This window comes from Sphingorhabdus sp. (assembly GCF_044354325.1).
Classification (GTDB): Bacteria; Pseudomonadota; Alphaproteobacteria; order Sphingomonadales; family Sphingomonadaceae; genus Sphingorhabdus_B.
On the sequence record NZ_JBILAF010000037.1, the window covers coordinates 1 to 16,666 of the forward strand.

Below are 16,666 nucleotides of genomic sequence, written 5' to 3' on the forward strand. Positions count from 1 at the left end.
CAACGCTGCAGTCGGCCTATAACCGGATGCGCAGCGCGCGGAATCAGGAAGCGATTGCCATTGATGCCGAAGGCCAGAAAGAAGCGCAGATTATCCGCGCGGATGCAGAGGCCGAAGCCGCACGGATCTACGCCATAAGCTATGGCAAGGATCCGGGTTTCTACGACTTCTACCGCGCCATGCAGAGCTATCGCCAGACTTTCCAGAATGGTGAAGGATCAAGCAACATCATCTTGTCACCGCAGAACGCGTATCTTGAGAAATTCCGTACCGGACGTTAATCGAACGACGGAGGACTTTGGCCAATTGGATGGCATCCATTCAATTGGCGTTAAGCTTTAATTCGCCATCGAATGGCTGATTTCCGGGCCTGCTGCCCACATGAGTATATGAGAGGAATGATATCCGTGCGTTACGCTTATGCAGTTACCACCGCGCTTTTAATGACAGGTGCCGCCGTAGCTTTGGTCAACGACAATCCCGTGACCGCGCAAACCGGCCTTGCTGTTTCGGAACAAGTTAATCTCGCGCCCGGCGGCGCACCGTCGAGCTTTGCCGACTTGGCCGCACAGTTGCAGCCAGCGGTGGTCAACATCGCCACGCGTCAAAAGGTGCAAGTCGCAACCAGCTTTAACCCGCTAACCGGCGAACGCCGCCCAGTGACACAGGATCAAGCAAGCGGCGGCTCAGGCTTTTTGATCTCGAGCGATGGCTACATTGTGACCAACAACCATGTCGTCGCGGGTGGTCCATCGGGCGATGCGGTTGACCGCGTGACCGTCACCTTGTTTGATGGCAAAGAATATGATGCCGAAATCGTCGGCCGTGATCCACAATCAGACATCGCACTGCTCAAAATCCGTGCGACCGATTTGCCGTTCGTCAAAATGGCCGATTCCAGGAAAAGCCGTGTGGGCGACTGGGTCATTGCAATCGGTAACCCGCTTGGCCTTGGCAACACCGTGACCGCAGGCATTATCTCCGCGCTTCAGCGCAACATCGGCGCCGGTGGCGCGTATGACCGCTTCATTCAAACCGACACCGCCATCAATCCCGGTAACTCGGGTGGTCCTTTATTCAACCTCAGGGGCGAAGTCGTTGGCATCAACAACCGCCTGATTTCACCAGTTGGCGCGAATATCGGCGTCGGATTTGCCATTCCCGCAGAAGAAGCCATTCCGGTTGTCGAATCCCTGAAAAAGGGCGTCCGTCCGGAACGTGGCTATTTGGGGATCAGCATCCGGCCCGTGGATGAGGTCACCGTCGACGCGCTTGGTCTGGAAAAGAACCGCGGCGAATTTGTCGCGCGCGTTGTTGCTGGCGAAGCCGCCGATAAGGCTGGCCTGAAAGAAGGCGACATCGTTCTGCGTGTCAATGATCGCGATGTTTCGCCTGAAACCACGCTGTCGTTCATCGTCGCCAATATCAAGCCTGGCACACGCATTCCGCTGGATATCTTACGTGAAGGCAAGCCAATGAAGCTGACCGCAACCGTGGGCGCACGTCCTCCAGAAGAGAAGTTGGCGCAAAGTTTCAACCCTGAAGAAAACAAGGATTTCGACAAGCAAACCGACACGCCCGATTCAAAGGTTGTGCGTGATGCTTTGGGCATCAGCGTTATTCCGCTTGATGCCGAAATTGCCCGCGCGCTTGGCCTGACCACTGATACAAAGGGAGTGGTTATTGACGTTCCGGGCACCGGCACGGGTGCGCAGGTTGGTCTGCGTCGTGGTGATGTCATCGTATCGGCAAACTACAAGCCAGTTACGACAGCAGCCGGTCTCGTGGCCGCTCTCAAGGAAGTGCAGGCGGCTGGCCGCGGCGCGATCCTACTGGGCGTAAAACGACGTGGCGCGCCGACGCAATATGTTGCCGTACGTTTGGAAAAATAAGGCTGTTGTCGGGCGCGCCAGGGTGGTGCTAGTTAAGCTATGGACTTAATAAGCACTGACTGGCGCGACGACGCCGAAGACATACTTCCCGACCTTATCGCGCTGCGCCGCGCCATCCATGCCGAGCCTGAGCTTGGCCTGCAAAACCCCAAGACATTGGCCAAAATCAAGGCCGCGCTTGCTGGCCTGCCGCTGGAGCTGCGTGAAGGGCCATCGACGACGGGGCTCATCGCGACACTGAAAGGCCCTGCCAATGGCCGTACGGTGCTCCTGCGTGGCGATATGGACGCGTTGCCGCTCCATGAAGATACCGGCCTTGAATATAGCTCGCTGACCGAAGGCGCGATGCATGCGTGCGGGCATGATACCCATGTGGCGATGCTTGTGGGTGCGGCCAAGATGCTATGTGCCAAACGCGACCAGCTGGCCGGAACGGTGCAATTCATGTTCCAGCCCGGCGAGGAAGGCCATCATGGCGCGCGCTATATGCTCGACGACGGCTTGATTGATCCGCTGCCCGATGCGGCCTTTGCCTTGCACATCATGCCCAACGCCCCGCGCGGTGTGTTTAGCGGCCGAAGCGGACCATTATTGGCGTCGTCTGACGTCCTGAATATTACCGTCAAGGGCGCGGGCGGACACGCATCGATGCCGCATGACGCCGTCGATCCCATTCCCGTTGCCTGCGAAATCGTATCGGCCATCCAGACGATGGTCACGCGCAAGATTTCCGTATTTAACCCGGCGGTCATCACCATTGCCAAAATCGCAGCAGGCACGACCAACAACATCATTCCGGAAACCGCACATCTTTTAGGCACTATCCGGACCCTGTCGCCGCAATCACGCGCGCGCGTGGCCGAGGAGCTGCATCGCCTCGCCCCCGGAATCGCCGCTGCCCATGGTTGCAGCGCGGAAGTCCACATCGAACAAGGCTTCCCTGTTACCGTCTGCGACGACCGTGCGGTTCAATTCGGTAAAACAGTGGTTGAAGATATGTTCGGCGCAGAAAGCTGGCTGACGCTCGACACGCCGATCATGGGCGCGGAAGACTTCGCCTATGTCCTTGAAAAAGTACCCGGCGCAATGTTCTTCTTGGGCGCGTCACATGAGGGTGACGATTGGCGATCCTGCTGCGGCCTGCACTCCAACCGCATGGTCCTAGACGACAGCGTCATGGCCCGCGGAGCCGCCCTCCACGCGGCAATAGCCGAGCGATATTTGTCCGAGGGCTTTGCGTAACTTTTTATCACGCAAAGCCGCGACAGCTATTTCCCCGCCGCTTTCTCGACCCCGCGCATGACGCGTAGGGCGTTGCCTTGGGCGATTTTGGCGAGATCGCTCTTCGAATAGCCACGACGTACCAGTTCCGCGAACAAAGCGGGATAGGTCGATACGTTTTCCAATCCCACAGGCAGTTCATCGACGCCGCCAAAGTCGCCACCAATGCCGATATGGTCAATGCCGGCAACTTTGCGGATGTGGTCGATATGGTCAGCGACCTGCGCCAATGTTGCTTTGGGCTGTGGGTTTGCGGCAATCCATGCGTCTACGGCAGCTTTCTCGCCAACAGGGTTGCCGGAAAATTCCGTTTTCGCACGACCCGCTACAGCCGACCGTTCAAACTCCCATTGGCGGCGTTCGGGCGAGGTGAAACCGGGGACGAATGTGACCATGACCACGCCGCCATTTTGCGGCAAACGTTTCAACACAGAATCGGGCACGTTACGCGGATGCGGTGTGATGGCGCGGGCATTGCTGTGCGTGAACAGCACGGGCGCGGTGGTTTTATCCAACACGTCATGCATCGTTGCCTCTGACACATGGCTGATGTCCGCAATCATCCCCAGCCGGTTCATTTCCGCCAGCACGTCAAAACCAAATGGCGACAGCCCATCATGCTTTGGCGCATCGGTCGCGCTGTCGGCCCAATCGGTCGTCAGGCTGTGCGTGATGGTCATGTAGCGTGCGCCAAGCGCATAAGTTTGCCGCAGGATCTCAAGCGAGTTCCCAATGGAATGCCCGCCTTCCATGCCAATCATCGACGCGATCTTGCCTGCCTTCATCGCGCGCTCCACCTCAGCGGCCGTCGATGCATAGGCAAAGCTCTCTGGATAGCGCGCGATCATCTGCCGAACGACGTCAATCTGCGCGATGGTGCGTGTCACCGCCTCATGCTTTGGCAGCGCGGCATCGACATATACCGACCAAAATTGACCGCCGAGGAAACCCGCGCGCGCGGTGCGGATATCGGTGTGCGTTTTGGCAAGAACATCGGCAGGCAGCGCCGAGAGATTGAATTTCGAGAAATCCCGGTCGAACACTTCCGCAATCTGGTGCGGCGTATCATTATGTCCGTCGATGATGGGGGACTTTGCCAGCACCTCACGCGCGGTTTCTTCAGGGGTTGCGGCATATGCCGGCGAGAGCGCGGCCAAGGCAAAAAGCGGGAGTAGTTTTTTCATGGGACCAACACGGTATCAACCGCCTCCTTTAGCGTTTCGGGATAATCGAGCGTGAAATGCAGCCCCCGGCTTTCATGCCGTGACAAAGCGGACTGAATGATAAGCGCCGCGACCTCAACCAGGTTGCGCAGTTCAATCAGGTCAGGCGTTACGCGAAAATGGCTGTAATAATCGGCAACTTCGCTGCGCAACAAATCGATACGGTGCTGCGCGCGCTCCAGCCGCTTTGTTGTGCGGACGATGCCTACAAAGTTCCACATGAACTGCCGTATTTCGCGCCAGCATTGCGCAATGACAACTTCTTCGTCGCTGTCCGTCACGCGGCTTTCGTCCCACGCGCGGATGGGCGGCGGTGGTGGCAGGCTGTCCCAATGGGCATCAATATGGCGCGCACAGGCGTCACCAAAGACGAAGCATTCCAGCAGCGAATTGGACGCAAGGCGGTTGGCACCATGAAGCCCGCTTTGCGTCACTTCGCCAGCGGCGTATAGCCCCGGCGCATCGGTTCGGCCATCAAGGTCAACCAGAACACCGCCGCAGGTATAATGCTGCGCTGGCACCACGGGAATGGGCTCGCGCGTGATGTCGATGCCAAGCCCCATTAGCTTTTCATAAATGTTCGGGAAATGCCCCTTCACAAAATCCGCAGGCTTGTGGCTGATGTCCAAATGGACATATTCCAACCCGTCGCGCTTAATCTCCGCATCATTGGCGCGGGCAACGATATCGCGCGGCGCAAGCTCTGCGCGTTCGTCATAATCGGGCATGTAACGATGCCCGGTTTTGGGATTTTTCAATATGCCACCTTCGCCGCGCACCGCCTCGGTAATCAGGAAGTTTTTGACCTCAAGATTATACAGGCAGGTCGGGTGGAATTGCATGAATTCCATATTCGACACGCGGCAGCCAGCGCGCCACGCCATCGCAATGCCATCGCCCGTCGCCCCGCGTGGCGCAGTGGAGTAGAGATAAGTGCGTCCGGCGCCACCACTGGCCAAGATCGTGGCGCGCGCGGTGAACGCTTCCACCTGCCCCGTCTTGCGGTTGAGCGCGTACACGCCATGTACGCGGCCTGAGGTTGAAAACCGTTCCTGATGGCGGCCCGATATCAAATCAACGGCGACCATATCGGGCACCAGCACGATGTTGGGATGCGCTCTCGCCGCGGCTTCCAATGCCTGCTGCACCGCCCATCCGGTGGCGTCATCCACATGGACGATGCGGCGGTGGCTGTGCCCGCCCTCACGCGTCAGGTGCCAGTCATTGCCCTCAAGATTAAATGGCACGCCCAGCTTCGCCAGCCGCTCAATGGCAACAGGCGCATTTTCGACAACAAATTCGACTGTCGCACGGTTATTCAGCCCGGCACCCGCGACCATTGTATCTTCGATATGGTTTGCAAAATTGTCGCCGGGCTCAAGCACTGCGGCGATGCCCCCCTGCGCCCAGGCTGTCGCGCCATCGGATATCGCGCCCTTTGCCAAGACGGCGACCTTTCGGCGTGTTGCGAGCTGCAGCGCAGCGGTTAACCCCGCCGCACCCGATCCGATAATGAGGACATCGACGTCCATTTATGCACTGCTTGTCAGACGTAGGAAAACGTCTTCAAGGTCCGCTTCCTTGGTTGTCACGTCCAATATCCCAAGGCCGAGCCCCTGAATGGTCGTCAACACTTCGCCCGCGTTCATGCGATCCTTGTTATAGGTAATCTCGATTGTGCGCTCATTCACCAATTCGGATTTTTCAAATGCGTCGTGCGTTGGCGCAACGGTAACATCGCGATCCAGCGTCAGAACAACGGCCTTTTCCCGGGCCATGCCGACCAGATCGCGCGTTGGCTTGTTGGCGATCAGCTGCCCATGGTTGATGATGGCGATGCGGTCACATAATTGTTCGGCTTCTTCAAGATAATGGGTTGTTAGGACGACGGTCACGCCCTGCTTGTTCAGTTCAAGCACATAATCCCACAATTGTTGGCGCAGCTCGATATCGACACCAGCCGTGGGCTCGTCGAGAACGATAACAGGCGGTGCATGAACCATGGCTTTGGCCACCAGCAACCGTCTTTTCATACCGCCCGACAATGTGCGGGCATAGGCATCCGCCTTGTCCTCTAACCGGACAGCCTTGAGCAGCTCCATCGTCCGCCGCTTGGACTTGGGCACGCCATATAGGCCCGCCTGCAGTTCAAGCGCTTCCTTGGGCGTGAAGAAGGGATCGAACATGATTTCCTGCGGGACAATACCGATTGATGCCTTGGCATTGCGTGGGTTTTCATCGATATCAAAACCCCAAATCGATGCGGAGCCGGAGCTTTTCATCACCATACCGGCCAATATGTTGATCAGCGTGGATTTGCCCGCACCATTGGGCCCCAAAAGGCCGAAAATAGACCCCTGCGCGACGTCAAAACTGACATCGCTCAGCGCCTGTTTGCCGCCGGCATATTTTTTGGAGAGATTTTTGATCGAGATAGCTTGTTCAGACATGAGCATGCGATAGCGAACGCAGCCCTGCTAAGCAATCACGGGAAATGAGAGGTAAAGCGAAGCACATATAATAATGCTAATGATTAACCACATCCTGAAGGTTTAAATTACCCATTATTGTGTATATCTGTGACATGTCAGGCACGAAGCACATATATTTTTTCTGTGTTTTTGGGGCAGTTGCCATGTTTGTGGCTGTGCCTTCGCCAACATGGGCCGCACCTGCCAACGGCGATGCGCAGATTATCATCGTCGCGCCATTGACGTTCATTAACAATGAGGATCTCAATTTTGGCCGAATTATCCCTGCACATGTTGCGGGAACGGTTTCAATATCTGAGAAGAATAAGCGAACGACCACCAATGGTATCGTTCCCGTTGGCAACGATTATCAAGCGGCGCAATTTGCCGGCCTAGCTGCGCAAGACCAGCGCGTGCGTATTCGCATTTCGCCGACGGTGATCAGCTTGATTGGCCCAGGTCCAGCAATGATAGTCGACATTTTTGCGATCGGGCCAGAGGCTTCGTTGGCGCAAATTGGAAATTCTCCCGACTACCGCGTCGTCCGGGCTGACGGCATATTCCAATTTGCAGTGGCTGCACGCTTACATGTCGGCGCCAATCAGCCTGCGGGTACATATTCTGGGTCATTTACTGCGACGTTGGATTACCAATAAATCGATGCAGGCATCGGAATTGTTTCGCGGTTCTACAGAATATTTTTACTTTTTCGGGCTAATGGCTTGAGCATGGGCAGGACCAACCGATTCTTTCAACGCACAGCAACGGCATCACTGCTCGCTGCTTTTGCAATTATGGCGGCGCAACCTGCTCATGCGGGAACGACGCCTGGCGGCGGTGAAATAACCATTGTCCGTCCCTTGTCCTTCGTCATCGATGACAATCTCGATTTTGGAACGATCGTTCGGGGGACAACCGCCGGCACGGTCACCATCACACCAACAGGAACACGCACACAAACAGGCGGTGTCACCTTAGTCAATGGTGGCGGACACAAGGCGGCATCCTTTGCCGGCCAAGGAACATTCCTGCAACGCGTCGAAATCTCAATGGGCGCAAACAGCATTTCGCTGAATGGTCCGGGCGCCCCTATGCGGGTCCGCGATTTTGTCATCGGCAGTACGCCGACGGCTGTTCTGACAACTACGCCGCTAAGTTTTCGGATTGCAGCGTTCAACGGTGTTTTTTCATTTCCGATCGGTGCCACGCTTGATGTTGCCGCAAACCAAGCACCCGGTGTGTATTCGGGAAACTGGTCGATCACGCTCAATTATTTCTGACCCGTTGCAGCCCCGCAGCGGTTTTGCTACGCGCCGCGCATGAACAACAATCCTGAAACGATCCGAGTCCGTGAACCGCGCGTTGCTTGCGACGGCAGCGGCGATATCCCTGCCGCATTGGGGCATCCCCGCGTCTGGCTTCAGATTGATGAAAAAGGCTATGTCGATTGCGGCTATTGCGACCGGCATTTTGTGCTTGTCGGCGGCCCTGCGGATAACGGCAAAGACTAAAGCCTCCGGTTAAACCCATAGTCCTGCGCTGGCCCTTGCACCATATGCGCCGGCCTTACGGATTATAAAGACCGCCTCATGCGGCGGCGGATAGGTCCTGAAGCCGTGCACGGTCTTGAATGGCCACCGTCCGGCGGTCTGGCAGGTTGATGATACCATCGGCTTTCAACAGCGATAATTGCCGGCTGACCGTTTCAATGGTTAAACCAAGAACATCACCCATCTGTTGGCGATCAAGGGGCAATTCAAACCTATCTAAGGCGCTTTTGTCCGCCGAACAGCCAGTCTCACCAAGGCGCGCAGACATTTCCAGCAGCAAAGTCGCAATGCGTTCCGTCGCGGTCTTCTTCCCCAACAGCAACATCCATTCATGGGCGCGATCAAGTTCAGTCAACGTCCGCCGCAGCAGCTTATGCTCCAGCTCCGGATGCTGCCGTGCGAAGCTGTCAAAAGTGGATCGGGAAAATATGCATAATTCTGCATCTGTGAGCGCAGTGACGCTATAGGGGTTTTGCTGACCAAAGGGCCGGCCGATAAAATCAGAGGCGAAGACAAGGCCGACAATTTGCTCGCGGCCATCCGAAATGCTCATGGAGACTTTAAGGACGCCTTCAATGACGTTGGCGACGACAACCGAATCATCGCCTTCCCAAACAACCGTCTGTCCCCTTGTCACGCGCTGCTTGCGGCCAAGCTGCCCCAACGCATCAAGTTCATCGGGTTCGAGGCCGGCGCAAATTGCACGGTTACGTACAACGCATTGGGAGCAGTCCTTCATAATCCAAGCTTAGCCGTGGCCTAGGCGACGAGCAAGGTCATGATACCGTCTGGCCAATCATATATGTGGGAGGATGGTAGCGAAGGAGGGACTTGAACCCCCGACCTATGGATTATGATTCCACCGCTCTAACCAGCTGAGCTACTTCGCCATCCAAGCGTGAATCCCGGCGTTTGCGGGGAAGCACGCGGCGCTATAAGCGTGGGGGTTGCATGGGTCAAGGGCTGCGGAACGTTATTCAGTCCCGAAATGCCCATCTGCCAATATGTTCCCACGGGCCGCCGCGATAATAATAGGCAGCGAGGCCATAAATCGACAGGGATCGGGGCTGAAAATTGCTGGAAAGCCCAGCGTAAAGCGCTTTTGCAATAGCGGGTTCGACCTTGTTCTGGACGGTGATGTGCAGCCGCGGACGCGCTTGGTCCTGCGGAATCAGCAAGCCGCGAAACGCTTCGGCCAGCGCGTCGCGAATCGAGAGGAGTTCAGGGCTTTCAACGCGATAGGCAACGCCGCCGCCCATCTGCATAAGGTCGCTTAAACGGGCCTTCGGCGCAGGGCATTCAGCCGCAAGAGCCGCCAAGCGGGCTTTTACCTCGGCAATATGGCTCGGGGGCAAATGGTGGAACAGCGTAATGTGCGCATCGACCATGTTGCGGCCAGCAGGATAATGCGCGCGCCGCAGGCCATTGGCCCACGCATGATCCGCTTTGCCCATTTCGGCGGTGATGATGATGGGTGCGGTCATGGACTGGCTTTAACGGCGCGGGCACATTACCGCTACCACGCACTTGTCATCCCCAACTTGATTGGGGATCCGTGGCCTAACTTGTCGGTTCAAGAGGAGCGAATAGACCATGGATTCCCGCATACGCGGGAATGACACTGGATAGGCATTGCAAAGCCAGACACAAAAAAGCCGCCCGGTCTTGCGACGGGGCGGCTTTTTGTTTTTCTTGTCGCGAAAGCTTACGCTTCGTCAGCCTCGGCCGACAAACCACCGGCAGCTTCAGCAGCAGCCTTGGCAGCGGCTTGCTCTTCGCGGCGCTTTGCGTTTGCAGCGGCTTCAGCTGCATCGGCAGCGTCGGCAGCAACTTCGGCTTCAACCTGCGCTTCAATGGCTTCAGCAGCGATCTCGGCCTGTTCTGCTTCGAACATTTGGTCGAGAACGTTGACGCCGTCCTTCTGCAGCTCGGCTTCGTCATCCGAACGGGCCACATTGACCTGAACAGTAACCGAAACTTCGGGGTGCAGAACAACCTTAACGTCAAATACGCCGAGCGTTTTGATGGGGCGTTCGAGAACGATCATCGACTTGGTAACCTTGGCGTCCTGGGCGGCCAGACCGTCAACGATATCCTTAACCGAAACCGAACCATAAAGCTGGCCAGTTTGCGAAGCCGCACGGATCAGAACGATCTGCTTGCCTTCGACGCCGCCAGAAGCCTTTTGCGCTTCGTCACGACGGGTTGCGTTGTCGCTTTCAATTTTCGCGCGGTTGGCTTCGAAAACCTTGCGGTTTGCGTCGTTTGCACGGAGCGCTTTTTTGTTTGGCAGCAGGAAGTTACGGGCATAGCCGTCCTTCACAGTGACAACGTCACCGATTGCACCAAGCTTTTCAACGCGTTCGAGAAGTATGATATCCATGTTTCGGCTCCTTACTTCACGATGTACGGCAGAAGGCCGATGTGACGGGCGCGCTTGATAGCTTGGCCCAGCTCACGCTGCTTCTTTGCCGAAACGGCGGTGATGCGTGATGGGACAATCTTGCCACGCTCTGAAATGTAACCCTGAAGCAGGCGTACATCTTTATAATCAATTTTCGGCGCATCTTTACCCTGGAATGGGCAGGACTTGCGGCGACGGAAAAACGGACGTGCCATAATTTAAGCCTCCTGCTCTGCACGGGGTGCGCGATCGGGACGGTCGCCACGATCTGGACGTGGGGCACCGCGATCACGGTCGCCGCCACCGAATCCACCGCGCTCGCTGCGCTCTGGACGGTCGCTCTTGCGCATCATGACCGATGGGCCTTTTTCATGTTCGTCAACGCGGACAGTCATGTAACGAATGATGTCTTCGTTCATACGTGTCTGACGCTCGAGCTCGGCGATGGTGTCGCCATTGGCTTCGATGTCGAGCATTACGAAATGCGCTTTGCGGTTTTTCTGAATTTTGTAAGTCAGTGTGCGAAGACCCCAGGTTTCGGTCTTTACGACCTTACCTTTATTGTCTTCCACAATCTTGGTGGCAACTTCTGCCAGCGCATCAACCTGGGCCTGTGAAAGGTCCTGACGCGCCAAAAATACATGCTCGTACATTGGCATGGGCGTTTCCTTGTTCCTACCGATCGCTGACGCAGCACCATGCATACGCCCCTCCGGCCTTCTTCGATTCCGCAAGGGTTACCCCAAGCGAAGTGGCGCGCTTAGGTGGGATTTGCGCAGAATGCAAGCGATTCGCCGGAATGGCGCGAGGTCGAGATATTGCTAGGCGCCAAGCCGTGCCAAAATATCTGCCGCAAACGCGCTCAACGTATCATCCCGCGCGCCCATGATGACGATACGGTCGCCGGTTTGCGCAAGATCGACCATGCGGTTGCCGCAATCTTCGCGCGACGGGATATATTCGGCGTTTTGGCCGGCTGCAGTGACAGCGTCAGTGATGCTTTGGCTGCCGATGCTTTTGTCTACCGTGCCACCAAAATAGACAGGATCGCACAGGATGAGGTGGTCGTCCTCGCCAAGCATGTCGGCAAAAACGCCCGCCAATTCAGCGCCCATCACGCGAATTGGTCCATAGCCATGCGGTTGGAAGAAGGCGATGATCCGGCCCGGGAAGGCTTTGAGTGTTGCAAGCGTTGCGGCGATCTTGTCGGGGTTGTGGCCGAAATCGTCGATGACGGTGATGTCGTTGGCGGTCCCGACAATGTCGAAGCGGCGGGCGAGGCCGTTGAAACGCTCTATCGCCCGAACAGCCTGCGCAACAGTCACGCCGAGCGCGGTCGCGGCGGCGATGGCGGCCAGTGCGTTGGCGATATTGTGGCGACCGGGGACGATGAGCGCGACGTCATGGGTATCGCCCATTGCGTGCAGCGTGAAACGGCTTCCCAGCGGCACATCAACGATATCGGTCGCGCGGAAATCAGCCTGCGCTGAAAAGCCGAAGCTGATGGCCCCGGCCAGCGCCAAGGGTTCCACGAGCGCCACAGTCTCCGCATCATCGGCGTTCCAAACGCTTGTCTTTGCTTTTTTGGCAAAGTCACCGAACAGCTGACGCAATTCTTCAAGGCTTTTATGGTCGAGGCTGACATTGTTAAGCACCGCGACTTCGGGGGTGAACAAGGCGATAGAGCCATCGCTTTCGTCGACCTCCGAAACAAAAACATCCCCCTGCCCCACGCGCGCACTCGCAAAAGGTGCGTCATCGGCGACGAAATTCTTCATCACCGCGCCGTTCATGATGGTTGGGTCCAGCTCTGCATCGGTCAATATCCAGCCGATCATGCCCGTGACGGTCGACTTTCCGCTGGTCCCGCCAACGGCAACGCTGCGCGGCGCATTATTGAACAAATCCGCGAGCAGCTCAGCGCGCGTCATGCGGGCGCAGCCCAAGGCATTCGCTTTGGCAACATCAGGCACGCTGTCTTCGATAGCAGCAGACGCAATCAGGATTTGGTCGCCGCTGATGAGGCCGCTGCCGTCTTGGGCAAACAGGTTGATGCCAAGGCTTTGAAGCCATTCAAACTTGGCGCCCAAGCGGCCCTGATCCAGCGCGCGGTCCGACCCGGCGACGGTTGCGCCTGCATCGCGAACGATATTCGCCAAGGGCAACATGCCCGAACCGCCAATGCCACAGAAGAAATAGGATTTGTTTTTGTGCATAAGCGTCGGTTATTGGGTAGGAAGAGTTTTGGCAATGGTAAGCGAAGGTAACCGCCGTCCTGAGCAGCAGTCGCATCGCGGCTGCGTCCGTCAAAGGGCGGATGTCAGCGGAGAGACACCCTTCGACTTTTCGCCAGCGCTTGCGCGCTGACGGCTCAGGGCTACGGTGTGGGGATGGAAGGCTTTTCATGAAAATCGGGATATGCGCACCATCGACCCCCTTTACGCGTGAAGACGCTGCACGCGTTTCGGCGCTCGCTGCAACGTCACATCCAAGCGCGGAGCTTTACTTTCACGATCAATGCTTTGCCGAGGCGGGGCATTTCGCGGGTTCGGATGACGAACGGCGCGACGCTTTTGTGGAACTTGCCAATGACCCCAGCTTTGATGCGGTCTGGTTTGTCCGTGGCGGATATGGCGCATGCCGGATCGCCGAAGACGCTGTCGCAGTTCTAAAGCCCGCCGCGGCTGACAAGATGTATATGGGCTATAGCGATGCCGGCAATTTGCTCGGCGCTTTATATCGCGCGGGCATTGGCCGTGTGTGCCATGGCCCCATGCCTGCGGACATACGACGCGCAGGCGGCGAAGCGGCCGTGACCCGCGCGCTTGACTGGATCGTCCACCAATCGCCGCACGCGCTTGAGCCGCATGTGCAGGCCGGGGAAAAACATGCTGCGTTCAACCTGATGACGCTGGCCATGATGGCCGGAACGCCGTTGATGCCCGATCTGAATAGGCATGTGTTGATGGTCGAGGAAGTCAGCGAATATCTGTACGGATTTGACCGGGCCTTCTTCAATGTCAGCACCCATTTGCAATCCGCTGGCCTCGCGGGATTGCGGCTTGGCCGTGTCAGCGATGTGCCCGAAAATGACCGGCAATTTGGTGAAGGCGCAGAAGACATTGCCCGGCGCTGGTGCGCCAAGACGGGCATAGCCTATCTTGGCCGCGCGGACATCGGCCATGACGCCGATAACCGCATCGTGCCGTTCGGGCTTGCAACATCCAGCGCCGCGCCATAGGCGATTTGGCACAAACACGGACTGACGGGAGCGAATATGCGCGCATTTATATTTCCAGGACAAGGCAGCCAGGCGGTTGGCATGGGCAAAGCGCTCGCGGACGCCAGCCCCACCGCCCGCGCGGTGTTTCAGGAAGTCGACGAAGCGCTTGGCCAACATCTGTTCCGGTTGATGTGTGATGGCCCCGAAAGCGAGCTTACGCTGACCGAAAATGCGCAGCCTGCGATTATGGCAAATGCCATTGCGACATTGCGCGTGCTCGAAACCGAAGGCGGCGTCCGCCTGTCGGAGAAATGCAATTTCGTCGCGGGCCATTCTTTGGGCGAATATAGCGCGCTGTGTGCCGCTGGCGCGTTGCCATTGTCCGTGACGGCGGCATTGTTGAAGCTTCGCGGTCGTGCCATGCAGGCCGCTGTTCCCGTTGGCATTGGCGCGATGGCTGCGTTGCTTGGGGCAGACATTGAGAAAGCCGAAGCACTGGCTGCGGCTGCTGCGCAGGGCGAAACCTGCACCGTCGCAAATGACAATGATCCGTCGCAGGTCGTGATTTCCGGGCATAAAGGCGCGATTGACCGCGCGATTGAGCTGGCCAAGGACCATGGGATCAAGCGCGGTATATTGTTGCCGGTATCTGCACCCTTTCACTGCCCATTGATGCAACCAGCAGCCGATGAAATGCAAAGCGCGCTTGGCACGACGACCATTCATGCGCCGCTGGTCCCGCTTTTCGCGAACGTGACGGCAGCGCCGGTGTCCGAGCCCGACATCATCGCCGCGCAATTGGTGCAGCAGGTGACTGGCCGTGTGCGCTGGCGTGAGTCTGCAATCGCGATGGCAGAGACGGGCGTTACCCATTTCGTCGAGTTCGGCGGCAAAGTGTTATCACCTATGGTAAAGCGCAGCACGCATGAAGACATCACCACCTCGAGCGTCATCAGCATGGATGACATCGAAGCTTTGTTGAAAGCGATATAATGACGGACCAAATTCTCCAGTCGCGCGATGGCGGCATATTGACCATCACGATGAACATGCCCGAAAAGCGCAACCCTATATCGGACGTCGGCGTCGTCGAACAGATTTGCGATGCCTTCATGGCGGCGGACCAAGACATGTCGGTGCGCTGCGTCATCCTAACGGGTGCCGGAACGGTATTTTCATCGGGCGGCGATCTGAAACAGATGCGCCCCGACAGCGGCGGCCTGCGCGCCGGATTGCCGGCCGAAACGCGGCGGAACTATAAATATGGCATTCAGCGGCTGCCGCTGATGTTTCAGGCGCTTGAGGTTCCGGTTGTTGCTGCGGTTAACGGCCCCGCCATTGGCGCTGGGCTTGACCTGACCACGATGTGCGACATTCGTATCGCAGCAGCCTCCGCCAAATTCGCGGAGAGCTTTGTGCGCCTTGGCATTACGCCGGGTGATGGCGGTGCATGGCTTTTGCCGCGCATCGTCGGCTTTTCCAAAGCGACCGAGCTTGCGTTGACAGGCGAAACCATTGACGCGGCAGAGGCGCTGCGCATCGGCCTTGTGTCCGAAGTCGTGGATGATGCCGATCTGATGGCTGCCGCGCGCAAGGTGGCGGACAAGATCGCCGCCAACCCGCCACATGCCGTCCGCATGACCAAGCGGCTGTTGCGCGAAGGCCAGACGGCGGACCTGAAAAATATCCTCGAAATGTCCGCGGCGATGCAAAGCCTTGCGCATGCCACCGCGGACAATGACGAAGCCATCACCGCGTTTCTCGAAAAACGCGCACCCGAGTTTAAGGGAGAATAATATGTTTGATCTTACTGGCATGACGGCACTCGTCACCGGAGCATCGGGCGGCATTGGCAGCGCAATCTGCTACGCGCTTGCGGCCCAAGGCGCGCAGCTGGCTGTTTCTGGCTCCAACGTTGAAAAGCTGGAGGCGTTTCGCGCATCACTGGGCGGCGATCATGTCGCGGTGCCATGCAACCTTGGCGACAAGGAGAGCGTTGAAGCGCTTGTCCCCGCTGCGCTCGAAAAATTGGGCAAGATCGACATCTTGGTCAATAATGCAGGCGTGACACGCGACAATTTGACCATGCGGATGAAGGATGAGGAATGGGATGACGTCATCCGCATCAACCTTGAAGCGACATTCCGCCTCATGCGCGCCGCGACGAAACCGATGATGAAAGCGCGCTTCGGCCGTATCATCACGATAACCAGCGTTGTGGGCACGACGGGCAACCCCGGACAGGCCAATTATGCCGCATCAAAAGGCGGCCTCACCGCCATGACCAAGGCGATTGCGCAGGAACTGGCGAGCCGCAATGTCACCGCAAACTGCGTCGCGCCGGGCTTCATTGCGACCGCGATGACCGAAACTTTGCCAGATGCGCAAAAGGAAGCGCTGAATGCGCGCATTCCTATGGGACGCATGGGCGAAGGCGCGGATATTGGCGCTGCAGTGGCCTATCTCGCGTCGAGAGAGGCTGGCTATGTCACGGGTCAGACAATCCATGTAAATGGCGGCATGGCGATGCTTTGAAGCATAACCGTCGCTTGCCACTTGCCAGCGGGCAATCTGGACATTAGGGCGATTACTGAAATTCATCCTCCCAACAATATAAGGGGC

Annotated in this window: 18 protein-coding genes, 1 tRNA gene and 1 pseudogene; 10 read left to right on the forward strand and 10 right to left on the reverse strand. The window is 57.4% G+C overall.

The window, feature by feature from the left end:
* The 3 genes and pseudogenes from ACIQ0G_RS05145 to ACIQ0G_RS05155 all read left to right on the forward strand — a co-directional run.
* Positions 1 to 281 (forward strand): annotated as a pseudogene (locus ACIQ0G_RS05145) (protease modulator HflC); the annotation flags it as partial.
* Positions 282 to 398: 117 nt separating this feature from the next.
* On the forward strand, positions 399 to 1,892 hold the full coding sequence (locus tag ACIQ0G_RS05150; protein ID WP_397576993.1) for a trypsin-like peptidase domain-containing protein: 1,494 nt from the start codon (positions 399 to 401) through the stop codon (positions 1,890 to 1,892).
* 39 nt (positions 1,893 to 1,931) lie between these two features.
* Positions 1,932 to 3,134 (forward strand): M20 family metallopeptidase, encoded by a 1,203-nt coding sequence (locus ACIQ0G_RS05155; protein ID WP_397576979.1) that lies wholly within the window; start codon positions 1,932 to 1,934, stop codon positions 3,132 to 3,134.
* Between the two features lie 26 nt (positions 3,135 to 3,160).
* On the opposite strand, the gene ACIQ0G_RS05160 is transcribed toward ACIQ0G_RS05155, so the two are convergent.
* Genes ACIQ0G_RS05160 through ACIQ0G_RS05170 form a run of 3 tightly spaced genes read right to left on the reverse strand, consistent with a single transcriptional unit; the run spans position 3,161 to position 6,846 of the window.
* On the reverse strand, positions 3,161 to 4,357 hold the full coding sequence (locus ACIQ0G_RS05160) for a dipeptidase (RefSeq protein ID WP_397576980.1): 1,197 nt from the start codon (positions 4,355 to 4,357) through the stop codon (positions 3,161 to 3,163).
* Positions 4,354 to 5,928 (reverse strand): L-aspartate oxidase, encoded by a 1,575-nt coding sequence (gene nadB, locus ACIQ0G_RS05165; protein WP_397576981.1) that lies wholly within the window; start codon positions 5,926 to 5,928, stop codon positions 4,354 to 4,356. Before nadB ends, ACIQ0G_RS05160 begins: the two co-directional genes overlap by 4 nt.
* The gene (locus ACIQ0G_RS05170) at positions 5,929 to 6,846 is read right to left on the reverse strand and encodes an ABC transporter ATP-binding protein (RefSeq protein ID WP_397576982.1); all 918 of its coding nucleotides are present in this window, start codon (positions 6,844 to 6,846) and stop codon (positions 5,929 to 5,931) included.
* A gap of 185 nt (positions 6,847 to 7,031) precedes the next feature.
* Here ACIQ0G_RS05170 and ACIQ0G_RS05175 point away from each other — a divergent pair, with 185 nt between their 5' ends.
* The 3 genes from ACIQ0G_RS05175 (at position 7,032) to ACIQ0G_RS05185 (ending at position 8,378) form a co-directional block, all read left to right on the forward strand.
* Complete coding sequence (locus ACIQ0G_RS05175) at positions 7,032 to 7,523, forward strand: DUF4402 domain-containing protein (protein WP_397576983.1); 492 nt, start codon at positions 7,032 to 7,034, stop codon at positions 7,521 to 7,523.
* A gap of 72 nt (positions 7,524 to 7,595) precedes the next feature.
* Positions 7,596 to 8,147, forward strand: coding sequence for a DUF4402 domain-containing protein (locus ACIQ0G_RS05180; RefSeq protein WP_397576984.1), 552 nt, complete (start codon positions 7,596 to 7,598; stop codon positions 8,145 to 8,147).
* Between the two features lie 39 nt (positions 8,148 to 8,186).
* Positions 8,187 to 8,378, forward strand: coding sequence for a zinc-finger domain-containing protein (locus tag ACIQ0G_RS05185; protein ID WP_324479532.1), 192 nt, complete (start codon positions 8,187 to 8,189; stop codon positions 8,376 to 8,378).
* A gap of 76 nt (positions 8,379 to 8,454) precedes the next feature.
* On the opposite strand, the gene ACIQ0G_RS05190 is transcribed toward ACIQ0G_RS05185, so the two are convergent.
* The 7 genes from ACIQ0G_RS05190 to ACIQ0G_RS05220 form a co-directional block, all read right to left on the reverse strand.
* Complete coding sequence (locus ACIQ0G_RS05190; protein ID WP_397576985.1) at positions 8,455 to 9,156, reverse strand: Crp/Fnr family transcriptional regulator; 702 nt, start codon at positions 9,154 to 9,156, stop codon at positions 8,455 to 8,457.
* A gap of 74 nt (positions 9,157 to 9,230) precedes the next feature.
* Positions 9,231 to 9,307, reverse strand: a tRNA-Met gene (locus ACIQ0G_RS05195).
* Positions 9,308 to 9,394: 87 nt separating this feature from the next.
* A complete protein-coding gene (locus tag ACIQ0G_RS05200; RefSeq protein WP_397576986.1) occupies positions 9,395 to 9,901 on the reverse strand; it encodes a 2'-5' RNA ligase family protein in 507 nt (168 codons plus the stop codon).
* A 221-nt stretch (positions 9,902 to 10,122) separates the two neighbouring features.
* Positions 10,123 to 10,800: a 50S ribosomal protein L9 gene (rplI, locus tag ACIQ0G_RS05205; RefSeq protein ID WP_397576987.1), complete on the reverse strand. Its 678-nt coding sequence runs from the start codon at positions 10,798 to 10,800 to the stop codon at positions 10,123 to 10,125.
* An 11-nt stretch (positions 10,801 to 10,811) separates the two neighbouring features.
* Positions 10,812 to 11,036, reverse strand: coding sequence for a 30S ribosomal protein S18 (rpsR, locus tag ACIQ0G_RS05210; RefSeq protein WP_143774744.1), 225 nt, complete (start codon positions 11,034 to 11,036; stop codon positions 10,812 to 10,814).
* Between the two features lie 3 nt (positions 11,037 to 11,039).
* On the reverse strand, positions 11,040 to 11,480 hold the full coding sequence (rpsF, locus tag ACIQ0G_RS05215; protein ID WP_333569308.1) for a 30S ribosomal protein S6: 441 nt from the start codon (positions 11,478 to 11,480) through the stop codon (positions 11,040 to 11,042).
* A 162-nt stretch (positions 11,481 to 11,642) separates the two neighbouring features.
* Entirely contained in the window at positions 11,643 to 13,037 is a 1,395-nt protein-coding gene (locus ACIQ0G_RS05220; RefSeq protein WP_397576988.1) for a glutamate ligase domain-containing protein, read from the reverse strand.
* A 188-nt stretch (positions 13,038 to 13,225) separates the two neighbouring features.
* Here ACIQ0G_RS05220 and ACIQ0G_RS05225 point away from each other — a divergent pair, with 188 nt between their 5' ends.
* The 4 genes from ACIQ0G_RS05225 to fabG are packed head-to-tail and all read left to right on the forward strand — an operon-like array spanning position 13,226 to position 16,579.
* Positions 13,226 to 14,062: an LD-carboxypeptidase gene (locus ACIQ0G_RS05225; RefSeq protein WP_397576989.1), complete on the forward strand. Its 837-nt coding sequence runs from the start codon at positions 13,226 to 13,228 to the stop codon at positions 14,060 to 14,062.
* 36 nt (positions 14,063 to 14,098) lie between these two features.
* Positions 14,099 to 15,037 carry an ACP S-malonyltransferase gene (gene fabD / locus ACIQ0G_RS05230; protein ID WP_397576990.1) on the forward strand — a complete coding sequence of 313 codons (939 nt, stop codon included), beginning with the start codon at positions 14,099 to 14,101 and terminating at the stop codon, positions 15,035 to 15,037.
* Positions 15,037 to 15,840, forward strand: coding sequence for a crotonase/enoyl-CoA hydratase family protein (locus tag ACIQ0G_RS05235; protein ID WP_397576991.1), 804 nt, complete (start codon positions 15,037 to 15,039; stop codon positions 15,838 to 15,840). The genes fabD and ACIQ0G_RS05235 overlap by 1 nt, the downstream gene beginning before the upstream one ends.
* Before the next feature lies 1 nt (position 15,841).
* A complete protein-coding gene (gene fabG / locus ACIQ0G_RS05240) occupies positions 15,842 to 16,579 on the forward strand; it encodes a 3-oxoacyl-[acyl-carrier-protein] reductase (protein ID WP_397576992.1) in 738 nt (245 codons plus the stop codon).
* The last annotated feature ends 87 nt before the right edge of the window (positions 16,580 to 16,666 follow it).

What these genes read in the sequence shown, in the direction of transcription:
- ACIQ0G_RS05170 (WP_397576982.1), bottom strand. Translation starts at nt 6,846, where the DNA reads ATGTCTGAACAAGCTATCTCGATCAAAAATCTCTCCAAAAAATATGCC.
- nadB (WP_397576981.1), bottom strand. Translation starts at nt 5,928, where the DNA reads ATGGACGTCGATGTCCTCATTATCGGATCGGGTGCGGCGGGGTTAACC.
- rplI (WP_397576987.1), bottom strand. Translation starts at nt 10,800, where the DNA reads ATGGATATCATACTTCTCGAACGCGTTGAAAAGCTTGGTGCAATCGGT.
- ACIQ0G_RS05225 (WP_397576989.1), top strand. Translation starts at nt 13,226, where the DNA reads ATGAAAATCGGGATATGCGCACCATCGACCCCCTTTACGCGTGAAGAC.
- fabG (WP_397576992.1), top strand. Translation starts at nt 15,842, where the DNA reads ATGTTTGATCTTACTGGCATGACGGCACTCGTCACCGGAGCATCGGGC.
- ACIQ0G_RS05190 (WP_397576985.1), bottom strand. Translation starts at nt 9,156, where the DNA reads ATGAAGGACTGCTCCCAATGCGTTGTACGTAACCGTGCAATTTGCGCC.
- ACIQ0G_RS05185 (WP_324479532.1), top strand. Translation starts at nt 8,187, where the DNA reads ATGAACAACAATCCTGAAACGATCCGAGTCCGTGAACCGCGCGTTGCT.
- fabD (WP_397576990.1), top strand. Translation starts at nt 14,099, where the DNA reads ATGCGCGCATTTATATTTCCAGGACAAGGCAGCCAGGCGGTTGGCATG.
- ACIQ0G_RS05150 (WP_397576993.1), top strand. Translation starts at nt 399, where the DNA reads ATGATATCCGTGCGTTACGCTTATGCAGTTACCACCGCGCTTTTAATG.
- ACIQ0G_RS05220 (WP_397576988.1), bottom strand. Translation starts at nt 13,037, where the DNA reads ATGCACAAAAACAAATCCTATTTCTTCTGTGGCATTGGCGGTTCGGGC.
- rpsF (WP_333569308.1), bottom strand. Translation starts at nt 11,480, where the DNA reads ATGCCAATGTACGAGCATGTATTTTTGGCGCGTCAGGACCTTTCACAG.
- ACIQ0G_RS05180 (WP_397576984.1), top strand. Translation starts at nt 7,596, where the DNA reads ATGGGCAGGACCAACCGATTCTTTCAACGCACAGCAACGGCATCACTG.
- ACIQ0G_RS05160 (WP_397576980.1), bottom strand. Translation starts at nt 4,357, where the DNA reads ATGAAAAAACTACTCCCGCTTTTTGCCTTGGCCGCGCTCTCGCCGGCA.
- ACIQ0G_RS05235 (WP_397576991.1), top strand. Translation starts at nt 15,037, where the DNA reads ATGACGGACCAAATTCTCCAGTCGCGCGATGGCGGCATATTGACCATC.
- ACIQ0G_RS05175 (WP_397576983.1), top strand. Translation starts at nt 7,032, where the DNA reads ATGTTTGTGGCTGTGCCTTCGCCAACATGGGCCGCACCTGCCAACGGC.
- ACIQ0G_RS05200 (WP_397576986.1), bottom strand. Translation starts at nt 9,901, where the DNA reads ATGACCGCACCCATCATCATCACCGCCGAAATGGGCAAAGCGGATCAT.
- rpsR (WP_143774744.1), bottom strand. Translation starts at nt 11,036, where the DNA reads ATGGCACGTCCGTTTTTCCGTCGCCGCAAGTCCTGCCCATTCCAGGGT.
- ACIQ0G_RS05155 (WP_397576979.1), top strand. Translation starts at nt 1,932, where the DNA reads ATGGACTTAATAAGCACTGACTGGCGCGACGACGCCGAAGACATACTT.